This is a genomic window from Lacinutrix sp., from assembly GCF_023299985.1.
In the GTDB taxonomy this organism is placed as follows: domain Bacteria; phylum Bacteroidota; class Bacteroidia; order Flavobacteriales; family Flavobacteriaceae; genus Lacinutrix.
Genome location: NZ_JALZVX010000077.1, coordinates 1 through 14,706, shown reverse-complemented (window position 1 = coordinate 14,706; position 14,706 = coordinate 1). Strand labels below are relative to the sequence as shown.

General features: G+C 30.4%; 7 protein-coding genes. 4 read left to right on the top strand and 3 right to left on the bottom strand.

Features of this window, described 5'->3' with window-relative positions:
* Together Q0C58_RS03930 and Q0C58_RS03925 are read left to right on the top strand one after the other, a co-directional pair.
* A partial coding sequence (locus tag Q0C58_RS03930; RefSeq protein ID WP_290697806.1) for a T9SS type A sorting domain-containing protein occupies nt 1–1,938 on the top strand: 1,938 nt, incomplete at its 5' end.
* A gap of 226 nt (nt 1,939–2,164) precedes the next feature.
* Nucleotides 2,165–6,430 (top strand): hypothetical protein, encoded by a 4,266-nt coding sequence (locus Q0C58_RS03925; protein ID WP_290697803.1) that lies wholly within the window; start codon nt 2,165–2,167, stop codon nt 6,428–6,430.
* A 47-nt stretch (nt 6,431–6,477) separates the two neighbouring features.
* Here the strand turns inward: Q0C58_RS03925 and Q0C58_RS03920 are convergent, their stop codons facing one another.
* The 3 genes from Q0C58_RS03920 to Q0C58_RS03910 are packed head-to-tail and all read right to left on the bottom strand — an operon-like array spanning nt 6,478 to nt 11,970.
* On the bottom strand, nt 6,478–8,907 hold the full coding sequence (locus tag Q0C58_RS03920) for a TonB-dependent receptor (RefSeq protein WP_290697801.1): 2,430 nt from the start codon (nt 8,905–8,907) through the stop codon (nt 6,478–6,480).
* Nucleotides 8,891–9,607 (bottom strand): DNA repair protein RecO, encoded by a 717-nt coding sequence (gene recO / locus Q0C58_RS03915; RefSeq protein WP_290697798.1) that lies wholly within the window; start codon nt 9,605–9,607, stop codon nt 8,891–8,893. Before recO ends, Q0C58_RS03920 begins: the two co-directional genes overlap by 17 nt.
* The gene (locus tag Q0C58_RS03910; RefSeq protein WP_290697796.1) at nt 9,607–11,970 is read right to left on the bottom strand and encodes an ABC transporter substrate-binding protein; all 2,364 of its coding nucleotides are present in this window, start codon (nt 11,968–11,970) and stop codon (nt 9,607–9,609) included. The genes recO and Q0C58_RS03910 overlap by 1 nt, the downstream gene beginning before the upstream one ends.
* Before the next feature lie 87 nt (nt 11,971–12,057).
* Between Q0C58_RS03910 and Q0C58_RS03905 the strand changes: the two genes are divergently transcribed.
* Nucleotides 12,058–13,485, top strand: coding sequence for an MBOAT family O-acyltransferase (locus tag Q0C58_RS03905; protein ID WP_290697794.1), 1,428 nt, complete (start codon nt 12,058–12,060; stop codon nt 13,483–13,485).
* Nucleotides 13,486–14,568 (top strand): hypothetical protein, encoded by a 1,083-nt coding sequence (locus Q0C58_RS03900; RefSeq protein WP_290697792.1) that lies wholly within the window; start codon nt 13,486–13,488, stop codon nt 14,566–14,568.
* Nucleotides 14,569–14,706: the final 138 nt, after the last annotated feature.

Here is a 14,706-nt window from a genome sequence, read left to right as displayed (position 1 = left end):
GTTACATCAGATTCTGCATTAATATTAGCAGCAGTCTCTACAAGTGCAAATTGGACTACTAACAATAATAGAAATTTAATAACTATTGGAGGTTGTTCTTATTCATGTATTTCATGTCCAAATACTGTTACTTGGGATGGTGCTAGTTGGGATAATGTTACTGGACCTCTCTCTAACGATGCTGCTAGTTTAGCAGGTAATTATAATACTTTAACCAATGGTAGTTTTAGTTCATGCAGCTTAACAATAAATTCTGGTTTTAGCCTAACCATAGCAGAAAATAATTATGTAGAAGTTTTTACAAACGTTATTAATAATGGACAAATACTTATTCAAGATAAAGGTTCTTTTGTACAGGTAGATAATGCAGCAATTTACGATGATACAGGAAGTAGCTTTTTTGCAACAGATAATACTGCACAAGTTACTAGATCTACTGCAGTTATAAATAATTGGTATGAATATACTTATTGGAGTAGTCCTGTATCCAACGAAAATGTAGAAGATGTGCTTTTTACAGCAAATCCAGATAGACGCTTTACCTTTAGTGCTGCAAATTTTGCAGATTTAACTTTTGAAACTAATAACAATAATGCTACTACTGCATATGTACTTGGAGATATTTTAGATGATATAGACGATAATGGAGATGATTGGCAGTTGGCCTCTGGATTAATGTTGCAAGGAGTTGGTTATGCTGCTACAATGTCTCCTACATCAATTAGTTTTTTTGGTGGTCCAAATTTTGACCATATATTTGAAGGCACTTTAAACAATGGTGATATTGATGTTGCTGTAGTAAGAAATGATGCGAGTAATAGTTCTAGTATTGTACCAGATAATAACTGGAACTTTATAGGTAATCCTTATCCATCTGCTATAGATGTAGACTTGTTTTTTGCTACAAACATGTGGTCTGTTTCTAACCCAAATGCTACCTTAGATGGAAGTATTTATTTGTGGTCGCAAAACTCGCCTCCTAGTAATACTAATAACGGCAATCAAGTTTTAAACTTTTCTGGTGATTATGCAGTAATTAATGGTATGGGAGAAACTGCAGGTGGAGACATGGTTACTCCTACAAGAGAAATATCTTCTGCTCAAGGTTTTTTCGTGAATTTTGTAGATACAGATGATAGAGTGTCTTCTATGGGTAATGTTACATTTAATAACGCTATGCGTGTTAGAGATAATAATTCTAAATTTTTTAAAACTTCACAAAGTCCTACTTCAGCTACAGAAAAATTTAGACTAAACTTAACTTCTGATAATGGTGTATTTAGTCAATTATTGGTTGGGTATAATGCAACAGCAACAAATGGTTTTGATGGAGCTTATTTTGATGCAGCTAAAAACTCAGGATCAAATACTCCTGTTGTATTTGGCTCTAGCATAAATAACAACTCTTACGTTTATGCAATTCAAGGAAAAAGTATTAATAGCCTAAATGAAAATGAAGTTATGCCTTTAGCCTTTTCAACATTAATTAATGTTCCTACAATATATAATATTAGCCTAGCCTCAATTGAAGGCTATTTTTTAACAAACAATACAGTCTATTTAGAAGATTCATTAATGAATACAGTTCACGATTTATCTAACAGCGATTACACATTTACCTCTGCTGAAGGAGAATTTAATGATCGTTTTAAAATTGTATTTAACACAAGTACTTTATCTACAGATAGTTTTACAACTAATAGTAATAACTTATCTATTATTGAACTTCAAAACGATAATGTAAAATTTGTTTACAATGGAGATTTAACTATTAAAAGAGTTGAAATATTAGATCTTTTAGGTCGTAAGATTTATAATTTCCGCGGAAGCGAAAACACCCAAACTTATAATCTTTCAAATTTAAGTAACGCTATTTATATTGCTCAAATTGAGCTTAGTAATGGACAAGTAATTAGCAAAAAAGCTGTTAAAAAATAATTATAAAAATATTTTTTTTAAGAAATCTTAGACCAAACTTTAATTAGTTTGGTCTTTTTCTTTTTTAAAAACATTACAAGTTTATACGATTTAGTGCTTCTGAATTATTTTATGCGCTTTATCGAATAACTTTGTCTCTTTATATGTGTTTCAATACCTTTATCCCATAAATATCAGTTAAACAACCGATATAAAAGCTTTTAAACTTTATTTAAAAATTTGTTTTATGAAAAAAGATATAGCATTAATATTTTTTTTATTAGCAGTACTATCATTTCATTACTCTAATGCTCAAGTAACAATAGCACAACAAGATTTTGATGGAGGAACTCCAATTATGACTTATACTGGAGGTAGCACAACCTCTGCTATTGGACCATTTCCAAATACTCCAAATTATGTATCGGGATCTCATGCTTTAGAAGTTAACAATGATTCGCAAATTGTAGAATTCGCTTCAGTAAACGCTAGTTCCTATACTAGTATCTCTTTTTCAGTAAGGTTAGCATCTTTTGCAGGTACTTCTGGAAATGGAGCAGAAGCAAGTGATAATGTAATTATTTCAGTAAGTACTGATGGAGGAACTACCTACTCCGAAGAGTTGCAAGTTAATGGGAATTCGAATGCTAAATGGGGCTTTTCAGGTACAAATGCAGGAACAGGAAATGCTACTACTTCATATGATGGTGATAATTCAACTAGCGTATTTGCTCCTGGAAGTGGAGGTTATGCAACTACTGATGGGTATTCATACCTTTCAATATCTGGTTTACCAAGTTCTTCATTATTAAGATTAAAAGTTGAACTTACTAATAATAGTGCTAATGAAACTTGGGTAATTGATGATGCATTAATCAAAGGTATTTCTTCTGCTCCATGTACAACTCCAACTGCACAACCAGCAGCATTAAATTTTTCAAATATTACTAATTCAAGTTTTAACGGAAGCTTTAGCGCATCTTCACCAACTGCAGAAAATTACTTAGTAGTCTACAGCACAAGTGCAACTTTAGGAGCAAACCCAATTGACACCACTTCTTATACAAATGGAGATACTATAGCTTCAGGCACAGTTTTACAATCTAGTAATGCAACAACTTTTTCATTAACAGGATTAAACCCAACAACAGTCTATTATATTTTTATATTTTCATACAACAGTTCTTGTAGTGGAGGTCCATTATACAACACTACATTACCTTTAACTAATAACGAGACAACATCAAGTGGTCCATGTTTAGAAGAAAGTTTTACCTCTACTACTTTTGCACCTACAGGTTGGTTGGCTTCTAATGCCATAAGAAGTACCGTAGCTGCTAATTATAATAGTGCTCCAGCTGCAGTAACCTTTAGTGCAAATAATGGTTATTTAACCACAGATGTAATTTCTAACCCGTCAAGTTTAAGTTTTTATCTTGGACGCTCTGGTAACACTAATGCAAAAACATTCAATATAAATGTGTCTACAACAAGTCAAACAGGTCCATTTACAACTGTTACTGTTTTTGATCACTCAAATGTACCAAGTGCTTCCTACAACCAATATACTGTAGATTTATCTGCATATTCAGCAAATACTAATGTCTGGATTCAATTTGAAAAAGTATCGACAACAAATTCTCCTTGGCGATTTGATGATGTTTCTGTTAATTGCTCCTCTCCTTCTTGCACACCAACACAAACAATTACAAGTTTTACACCAACAACAGGTCCAGAACTATCGCACATAACAATTACAGGTACTGGTTTTACTGCAGGATCTACTGTAGACTTTAATGGTACTGCAGCGACAATAACGTCACAAACTGCAACACAAATTATAGCAGAAGCGCCAATAGGTGTTACAACAGGAGTTATAACAGTAACAGAAGCTGGTTGTCCATTAGATAGCTCAACAGATTTTACATTAATAAATGGAAGCTGCTCTGGAGGAGGAGGAATTCCTACTGGATTTACAGATTTAATGTTTTCTGGTATTTATGATGAAACTTTAGGATCATGCCATTATATACAATTACTAAATCCTACAGCATCAAATATTGATTTATCAGGTTACTCTATAGGATTTTCTAACAATCAAACGAATGCAAATACGCTTCCTACCACGTATAATGGAGGAACTTATCCGCTAAGTGGTATTATTGCAGCAGGTGATACTTTTTTAATTTTAACAACTAGTCAAGCTTCAAACTGTGCAAGTTGTACAAATGTTACATTAGACGATCAGTTTTTACTTTCAGCTTTAGGCTACAATGGATTTACAACTGCCAATTATGATAAATTAGTATTGCTTAATGGAGTTACAGCAATAGATTTATGGTCTAATGGAGATGGACATGATGATGGCTATATTTATACAAGGGCTAATACAGCTACAACTCCTGCTTTGGCATACAACCCAACAGACTGGTTATCAAGTACAATAACAGATTGTTTTGACTTTGAAATTACGCCTTTTCCAACTATAGATGTACAACCATTAGATATTGATAATTGTGATGCTGCGAATGTTAATGTTTCGGTTACTGCAGGTGGTGGCGGAACTTTAAGTTACCAATGGAAATATAATAATGGTACATCTGGATGGTTAGATGTTACTAGTGCAGCTTTTAATACTGGAACAGTTACAGGAGAAACAACAACAGATCTATCTATTAGTGGTTATAATTTAGATGGATATCAGTTTTATTGCGAGGTAACGGAGTCTGGTGTTTGTTCGATAGCTACAAATGCTACACAAGTATCTATGGCTAATACGGTTTGGAATGGAACAGCTTGGTCTAATGGTTTACCTACTTTAACTAAAATGGCAATTATTGACGGAAGTTATAATACTAGTGCAGAAGGAAGTTTTCAAGCTTGTTCTTTAATAATTAACTCTAGTGGTATTACTCCAGAATATAGATTAACTGTTGCTAATAATACTTTTGTAGAAGTTGAAAATAATGTTTTAGTAGATGGTGAATTACACGTAGAAACACAAGGTGCATTTGTGCAAAATAGCAATACTAGTTTATTTAACTTAACTTCTAACGGAACTGCTTTAGTTAACAAAATGACTACTCCTTTAAATAGCATCTATGAATATACATATTGGAGTTCTCCAATAAATAATTTAATGATTCAAGATTGTTTAGCTACAGCGCATCCTTGGAGACGCTATTGGTTTAATGCTGCAAATTTTCTAGACGAATTTATTGAAATTGATAATACAAATACTTTTATATCAGGTTCTGATGGTATTGATGATAATGGTGATGATTGGACTCAATGTTTAGACACAGACCTAATGATTTCTGGTCTTGGTTATACTGCAATGCACAATCCTGTTGGTTTTGTGAGTGGAACACAATACACTTATACTTTTGAAGGTGAGTTTAATAATGGAATTATTGATGTACCCATTTTTTATAATGGAGCAAATGGAGATGAAGATTGGAACCTAATTGGTAATCCTTATCCAAGTGCAATAGATACTAATACTTTTTTAGCAGACAACTCTGCAATAACTGGAGGAGCTATTTATTTATGGTCGCAAAACACTCCAGTAAATGGAGACACAAGTGGAAATCAAGGCGCAAATTTCTCTCAAGGTGATTATGCAATAATTACAAATGGTAGTGGAAATACTGCAGGAGGAGATATGATAATTCCAAATAATTTTGTGCCTTCCGGTCAAAGTTTCTTTATTCAAGGATTAGCAAATGGTAATGCTACATTTAATAATTCTCATCGAAAAGCAGATGTTACCAGTAACAGTCAGTTCTTTAAAAATAATCTTGTTTCACCTAATAGACTTTGGGTGAATTTAACATCAGATAATGGTGTGTTTAATCAGATATTAGTCGCTTACGTAGATGGTGCAACTAACGCAACAGATAATACTTCTTATGATGTTAAAGCGAGTATATACAACATAAATGCGGCTGTTATGTATACTGAAATTGAAAATAATTCTGAACGATTTACTATTCAAGGTAAAGCTCCTGAGAGTTTAGTAATAGATGAAGTTATTCCGGTTGGTTTTGAAACAACTATTACTGTACCAACAATATACACATTATCTATAGCTCAATTTGAAGGTCTCTTTTTCGAAAACAACACTGTTTACTTAAAAGATAATCTATTAAACATTGACCATAATCTATCTACTTTGGATTACACTTTTACATCTGAAGCTGGTAATTTCAATTCTAGATTTGAAATCGTATTTCAAATTAACACTTTAACAACTAACGGATTTGAGCTAAATTCAAATAACATTTCAATTGTTGAGCTTCAAAATAATAATGTAAAGTTTACGTTAGCTTCTAAAAACTTAAGTATTAATAGTGTTGAAATATTAGATACTTTAGGTCGCAGTGTTTATAAATTCCGCGGAAGCGAAAATACGGAAATATATAATTTAGGAAATATAAGTAGCTCAATTTATATTGCTCAAATTGAGCTGTCGAATGGTAGTGTAATAACTAAAAAGGCTGTAAAGAAATAATAGATTAGAATTAACACCTTGAGAAAAGCTTTTTAAATGACGCTTTTTTATAAACTGTATTTTAAAGCAATGATTAAGTTTCTTCCAGATCCAGAGATACCTGAAGAATACGTTCTATAACGTTGGTCTGTAATATTTTCTAAGCTGGCAGTTATTGTAGTTTCTTTATTAATTTTATACTGGGTTCTAAAGTTTAAAGTGTACCAAGATGGTGAGTATGGATTTCCATCACTATCTAAGGCATATAAATACGCTTTACTTCGTTCTGATGGTGCCAATTGATTAAATGATAGTGTGCTGTTATAATTAACAAAAACATCTGCTTTTAAGGTGTTGTTTTGCCATACTAAATGTGTATTACCAAAATTAGGAGAAATGTGTCTTACTGGTACTTCTATACCATCGGTTTCTTCTGTTCCACCAATAACATTGTATTGAGATGTTAATTTTAACGCTTCGTTAAAATTTATTTTTGCTCCAATTTCTAGACCATAAATCCATGATTTTGATGCATTTTGAATAGACTGTACATTGCTTAATTCTCCATCGTAAAAAATTTGATTTTCACCATTTAACTCTCCGTCTCTTCTTACTAATGCATTATCTAAATACGTATAATACGTTGCTGTATCTAAAACTAGAACGTCATCAAAATTAATAGTTAATCCTAATTCTCCTCCATAAGCATATTCAGGATTTAAATTGTTATTAGGTACTACTACTGATCCAGGTTCAGAATCGAATACCTTACCAATATCATCAATATTTGGTGCTCTAAAAGCTGAAGATAAATTAAGTTTCCATTGGAACGTTTCGTTAGGCGTCCAACTTACTCCTGCTGTTCCTGTTAAGGCGCTTGAGTTGTTATTTGCTTCTGTAAAAGGTAAATTAAGAAATATATTGTTTTTTGTGAAATCTGCTTTAGATACAACATTATTATAACGCAATCCTGTTTGAAATACTACACTAGTATTAGGTTTGTACTTTAAACTTGTATAAATTGATGCAGATTGCCATGTTGAGCCATCTGGATATCTTGATACTGTTGGTTCTTTGGTATTTGTTATAATATTTTCTTGAGAACCTACAGAATTTACAGTATTATGTACGTACTCTAAACCATAAAAAAGTTTTGTTTTATCAGTTAATTTTTTTTCTAAGTCTACATTAAAAGAAAAGGCATCTACATTTTCTTCTCTTATGTTTCTAATCTCAGATTGGAAATTACGATCTACTCTACTTTCTTGAAAATTTTGATAAGCTACTGTTGCTTTAATTTTATCATAAAGATTAGAGTTACTACTTAGCTTGGTTACATTTAAGTTAGTCATAAACCATTTTTGTGGTCCGTAAAACCATTCTGCAGAACGCAAATTATCTCCATCGTAACGTATTAATCTGTCGTATCTTGGTGTGTTAGAAGTTACTGTGTAAAATACACCTAAGTCGAAACTTAAGTTTTCTTGAGCTTCATATCTTGCTTTTTGCATGATATTAAATTGATTATAACCCGAAAATTTTTGAATTTTAGGGTCACTATTTTCTACAATAAAATCTTCATTATTAGTTGTAACCACAAACTCTGGTCTTAAATAGTCTTCTGGTCCATGACTTCCCATTCTTAAGTCTCCAAAATCTGTGTAACTTCCATTAGTAATAAATGCCCATTTTTTAAACCCATAATTAACATCTAAATGTGCCGTTTTTTCTTGACTTGCCGATGCGTACCTAAGTACAGCGTTAGTTTTAATAAAAGTAGAATCTGTAAAAGAGACTTTTGGTGTTTTTGTATAAAAACTCATTACTCCACCAATGGCATCACTACCATAAATTACATTTCCAGCTCCTAAAGAAACTTCTGTAGATTGAATTGAAAATGGATCAATAGATATTACATTTTGTATATTTCCTCCTCTAAAAATAGCATTGTTCATTCTAACACCATCTACAGTTAAAAGTAATCTATTGGTCGAGAAGCCTCTTATTAATGGGCTTCCACCTCCTAATTGACTTTTTTGAATATAAACTTGACCTGTAGATTTTAAAAGGTCAGCGCTTGTTTGTGGATTCTCGAAAGCAATTTCTGATGCGCTTACACTAGTTATTTTTTTTGGAACGTCTCTTTTATTCTCTTTGAATTTAGAGGCAGAAATTACTATTTCCTCTAAACCTTGAGCTTTTGGCTTAAGGTTTACTTTAAAATTAGAAATTAATACTTTTTTAATTGAAAATAGTTTGAAAGATAAATGCTTAAAATATATAATTTCTGAAGCTTCAAAACTATTTAAATTTGCTTCTCCATCGAAGTTTGTAACAACACTTTTAGATTTTGTTTTATTATAAATAGCAACACCAGAAATTGGTTCTTGGGTGTTTATATTTATTACTACTATTTCTTGTGCTTTAGCATAGAAGCACAAGAATAAAGTGATGAATAAAACTAGAAAATATTTTTTATTTTTAATTAAAAACGTCATTAAATATTTGTAATGATTTTGGTTTTTTAAAAGTCCCCAAATGTAACTCAAAATATACTAAGATAAGACTTAAAAAAGACCGTCTTTGTTTAGCATTTATTTTAACTGTTTCTAAAGTATCAAATGTTGTGCCTAATAGTTGTTTTAAGAGTGTTAAATTTTCATTAGAAATAGAATATCTACTCTCCATTTCATCTTGAAATTTTCCTGCTTCTAAATTAAAAAAAGGAGCATCTATTTTTGAAACATCTGGATAAAACCCTAAATGCTTTGTTAAATTTAAAAGAAATAATAAGTGAAAATTAGCATAATTATCATGCATATCTAACCATAATAAAGTGGCTTCAATATAATTAAATAAAGTATCGTTTTGTTCTTCTTCTTGAAGTGAACTAGAGAGTACTTCGGCTAAAAACATAACAATAGCACTTTTTAATACATTGGTATGCAAGCTAGAATAAAGGTTATTAATTTTTACTTCTTTTATATACTGAAGTGATCTTGAGGGTTTAAAGTCTGTAACTAATTGCAGTTGTGTTAATAATTGATAATACGCAACTTTTGAGCCTTGTTTAGATTTTAAAACACCTTTTAATAGATAGCTAACTATACCTTCTTTTTGGGTATAACATTTAATTATTAAATCGTTATCACGATACTTAAGTTTAGAGAGAACTATGGCATTGGTCGACAGTAACATTATCTCACAATCATTAGTTTTAGCACTTGTGTTTCAAAAGAATCTAAATCTGAAATTAATACTACATAAACACCAGTAGAAACTGTTTTACCAGACATGTTTTTGCCGTTCCATAATGCAGTGCCTCCATCGACTTCAAGATTAGAACCGCTAAATTTTGTATTTGTTCTTGATTCTGCTTCAGTAACAAGATTACCTTCAATATCTGTAATTTTAATATTTACATTTCCAGTTATGCCTTTAATTTTAATTTTTTTATCGTTAATATTAAAATTTGGTCTAACTGGATTTGGAAAAACAAAGGCTTCTCCTAGATTATTATCTGGAATAGAAGTTTCACTATTAAAAGAAACTAATCCTTTATCTGTTGCTATGTATACAATACCATTAACTTCGTCTAAAGAAATATCTAATACATCGTTAGATGGAAGTGGAGAATTGTCTTTTGTAAAATGGAAAATAGTATCTTGACCATCGCTTGATAAAAAATAAGCACCTGTATCTAATGTACCAAACCATTTATTATTAGCACCATCTACTTCAATATCTGTAACATATTGCTGGAAAAAAAGCTCTCTTGGTGTACCATCATCTAAAACAATAATTTCTGAAGGTTTGAAATCAGGGTCTTCAAAAAATTCTTCAATATTAAAAATTACTCTAATTCCTTTATCTGTACTAAACCATAATTGGTTTTGTTTATCTATAGCTATAGATTTAACGCTAGGAGCAGGAACATTATCTTCTTCACTATCTATATTCTTCATAATAGGATTCCCATTGTTTTCTTTGAAACCTATAAGTCCATAATTATGACTCCCTAAAAACGCATTATTATTAGCATCGAAAGTAACAGAAGAAAAACCTAGGTTACTGCTTCCAGGATCTATAATACTTTGTAAGCTATAAGAGTTCCAGCTACCATTAGAAAATTTATTTAACTCCGGACTTATTCTACCAACTGTAACCCACAAATCACCAGCTGTATCAAAGTTACTAGCCGTAGAGATATGAAGGTTTCCTGCAAATGGTATAACTGTACTATTGTTTTGATCATGAAGAAATAACGATTCTGGTTTTGTTTCTACTACTCCAGAATAAAATGAACTTATAAATACTTCGTTTGAATTTAAAGGATTAATAGAAATATAAGATAAATACCATGGTCTAGTACTAATAGTAAGAAGAGAATCGTAAGAAATATTTCGCCATTCGTCTTCTACTAAATGGCTAATGCCACTTCTTGCTACAGAGCCACTAAAACTATAAGATGTAGAATGTCCTCCATGAACTCCCCAAACTTGGTTTGCTTGATTATTAATTTGAAAAAAAAGGTTAGATAAAGGACTGTCTGGATGTACTTCTTCGAAGTCTTCAATAGCATTAATAGCTGTTTTCAAAATTCCAAAACCAGGACTACCAGTATTTACTTCCTTTTTTGTTCCTATAAAAAGCTCATCACTACCTGTAATTATTGCTGATGAAAATTCGGTATCAAATTCGTCGTTTGGTACTGCTAAACCTATTTCTAAAAAGGGCTCTGTGGTATAAACATGTACCTCATTTAATGTTGTAGCAATTAATTTGTCTTCAAAAGCCCTAAGGTCTTGTATTTGTGCAGAATAGTCATCAACTATACTTATGGTGTTTGATATTACTTCATAGAGAATAGTATTTCCTCTAGCTGCAAAAAGTTTTTGATTTATTGATTGAATACCAACCCAAGCTACATTAGCAAAAGAAGTCCATTGTTGAAAATCAATTAAATTAGGATTATCTACATCTGCATAAAAAATTCCCATTTCTGACGCTGCGTATATTTTATCTTCAAATAATGTTGATTGATTAATCTTTATTTGAGAACCATTAGCACCAATAAAATAGGTGTCACCAAACTCTAGATTAGTAATATCATACAAGGATATGCCAAAATTTGTTGAAATATAAGCGAATCCATTATAGATATTAAAGTGGTTTATCCTTTTATCAACAGATGGTATTGTTGACTTTTCTAAAATATCAACTACTGTTTTAATTTCTTGAGTAGACTCAAAATAAATTTGGATTAAGCCATTTTCAAAACCAATAAGTAATAAACTACTGTCTTCTACATAATGAATACTAGAAATAGTTTCTCCAGACATCCCGTTTATAGTGGATAGTTTTTCAATTTCATTAGTTTCTGTATCGTAAATAAAAACAGCATTTTCTGCGGCACCAAAAACTTTAGACTCACCTTGTGAAACATCCTTAATATCTAAATACGAAAAATAACCTTTCCAAGAATCTGAAAAATCTTGCCCAATTACAAATTGTGAAAAGGCTAATAATAGTAAGATTAAAAATGATTTTATTTTATGCATTTAAAGAAACTTTGTGAGTACTATTATTAAAAACCAAAAATACTATAATTTATTGTATTTTGGTCTTTGTTAATTTTAAGACAGACAATGCTATTTAGTAGTCCTATTTTTTTATTTCTTTTTTTACCTTTTACACTACTTATCTATTATTTAGCTCCTAAAAGAGCTAAAAATTTAATTTTACTAGTTTTAAGTCTTGGTTTTTATACTTGGGGAGAAAAAGAGTTAGTTGTATTAATTATACTATCTGCTTTAATAGATTATTTAGCCGGACTTATTATTTTGTCTGGAAAACGAAAACTAGGCTTAATACTATCCCTTTTTTTTAATCTCTCTATTTTAGTCTACTTTAAATACTCAAACTTTGTTTTTTCCAACCTAGTCGAGATCTTACAAAATTTCAATATTACAACTACTAGTGCTAACCGTTTTGCAAATGTGGTTCTTCCATTAGGTATAAGTTTTTACACTTTTCAAACCATGTCTTATACCATAGATGTTTACAGAGGTAGTGTAAAAGCGAATAAAAATTTTATACATTTTGCTACTTATGTTACTTTATTTCCTCAGCTAATTGCTGGACCTATTGTACGCTATTCTCACATTGAAAAAGAACTAAAAAATAGAACAACAAGTTTTCCTTTATTTGCAGAAGGTGTAGAACGTTTTATAATTGGTTTAGCAAAAAAAATGATAATTGCCAATAACTGTGCATTTTTAGTAGATGGAATCTTTAATTTACCAGCTAATGAAGCTTCTGTTATAATAACTTGGCTTGGAGTAATTGCTTACAGTTTTCAAATCTATTTTGATTTCTCTGGCTACTCGGATATGGCTATTGGTTTAGGTAAAATGTTTGGTTTTAACTTTCCAGAAAACTTTAACTATCCTTATATTTCAAAATCAATACAAGAGTTTTGGAGGCGCTGGCACATAACACTTTCAAGCTGGTTTAAAGATTATTTATACATCTCTTTAGGTGGTAATAGAAAAGGAACTCTAAGAACATATTTAAACTTATTTATTGTTTTTTTTATTACGGGTTTATGGCATGGTGCAAGTTGGACATACATAATTTGGGGAATTAGCCATGGTCTTTTTATTGTAATTGAAAAATTAGGATTAAAAAAATTATTAAATAAAGCTGGTAAAGGCCTTTCTGTTTTTTACACTTTATTGGCTGTAAATATTACCTGGCCAATTTTTAGAAGCGACACCATAACAGATGCCTTTAATTACATTAAAATGATGTTTAATTTTAATGCAACTACTAATTTTGAGTATCTAAATTATTACCTCTCTAAAGAAACCATTATTGTGCTTATTTTAGCTTTAATTTTCTCAACTCCTGTACATAGAAAGTTTAAAGAGTATATTAAGTCTTTAAATAGAGAATCTATAAAGTATAAAGTGTTAATAAGTTTAAAAATAATTGGTTTGTTTTCTTTACTTTTTATAAGCTATATCTATATAGCGACAGATTCTTACAATCCTTTTATTTATTTTAGATTTTAAATGAATAACAAAACAATATATAAACTAACAACAATACTATTTCTAGCAGCTATAGTATTGCCAAATATTGTACAAGTCTTAGATTTAGAAAGTGGTTTCATTAATAATGAAAACAGAAAACACAGATCCTTACCTAAACTTAATTTAAAAGATCCAATTACTTCTATTGGTAAGTTTAAAAATTATTATTTAGAGAATTTTGGCCTTAAAACGATTTTAGTTAACAACTATATTAATATAAAATCTAATGTTTTAAACGAAAATCCAATTCCTAATAGAGTTGCTCAAGGAAAAGAAGACTGGTTTTTTCTTGGAAATAATAACAACAACGTTTTAAACAATAGTTTTGGAAACGATCCATTTGTAGAAAAAAAATTAGCAAACACTGTTAATTATTTAGGAAAGCTTAAAAAATATTTTGATTCCAAAAACATAGCTTTTTACGTCGTTATTCCACCAGATAAAAATAAAGTTTATCAAGAATATTTACCTTTTAAGCTAGATCAAAATCCCACAAAATTAGAGGTTTTAAAACCTTTGCTTAAAAAAAATGCTGGTATTGAAATTATAGATCTATCCTTTCCGCTTTTAGAAAGTAAAAAAGAACATAAGTTGTATTTAAAAACAGATACACATTGGAATTATTATGGCTCTTATGTTGGTTATGCTTCCACTATTGATATTATTAGTAAAAACTTCTCAATACATAAAGTAAGCATAAACGATTTTGAATTAATTAATAAAGTATATAACAGAGGAGATTTAACAAAAATGATCAATTTAACTATTGAAGAACCTTCAATTAGTATAAAAAAGAAAACACCTTCTAAAGCAGAATTAATTATAGACTCCAGAAAAACAGTCCACTATAAAAACAAAAGCCAAACCTTAAAAACTATCCTGTTTAGAGATTCTTTTGCAAATGCATGGATCCCTTTTTTTAACGAAAGTTTTGGTGAAATTATCTACCATAGAAATTATGTAATAGATAAAAAAGAGATAGAGACTTTTAAACCAGATATTGTTATTTTTGAAATAATTGAAAGAAATATAAATCTACTTGGCAATGGTAATACAAACTAAAAAAGCTTCCTAAATTAGGAAGCTTTTTTAAAAAATTTATACTTTTTTATTAAACAACACCTTGTGCTAACATAGCATCTGCAACTTTTACAAAACCTGCAACATTTGCTCCTTTTACGTAATCTATGCTACCATCTT

Coding starts and splice junctions, on each gene's coding strand:
- Q0C58_RS03925 (WP_290697803.1), top strand. CDS start 2,165: ATGAAAAAAGATATAGCATTAATATTTTTTTTATTAGCAGTACTATCA.
- Q0C58_RS03920 (WP_290697801.1), bottom strand. CDS start 8,907: ATGACGTTTTTAATTAAAAATAAAAAATATTTTCTAGTTTTATTCATC.
- recO (WP_290697798.1), bottom strand. CDS start 9,607: ATGTTACTGTCGACCAATGCCATAGTTCTCTCTAAACTTAAGTATCGT.
- Q0C58_RS03910 (WP_290697796.1), bottom strand. CDS start 11,970: ATGCATAAAATAAAATCATTTTTAATCTTACTATTATTAGCCTTTTCA.
- Q0C58_RS03905 (WP_290697794.1), top strand. CDS start 12,058: ATGCTATTTAGTAGTCCTATTTTTTTATTTCTTTTTTTACCTTTTACA.
- Q0C58_RS03900 (WP_290697792.1), top strand. CDS start 13,486: ATGAATAACAAAACAATATATAAACTAACAACAATACTATTTCTAGCA.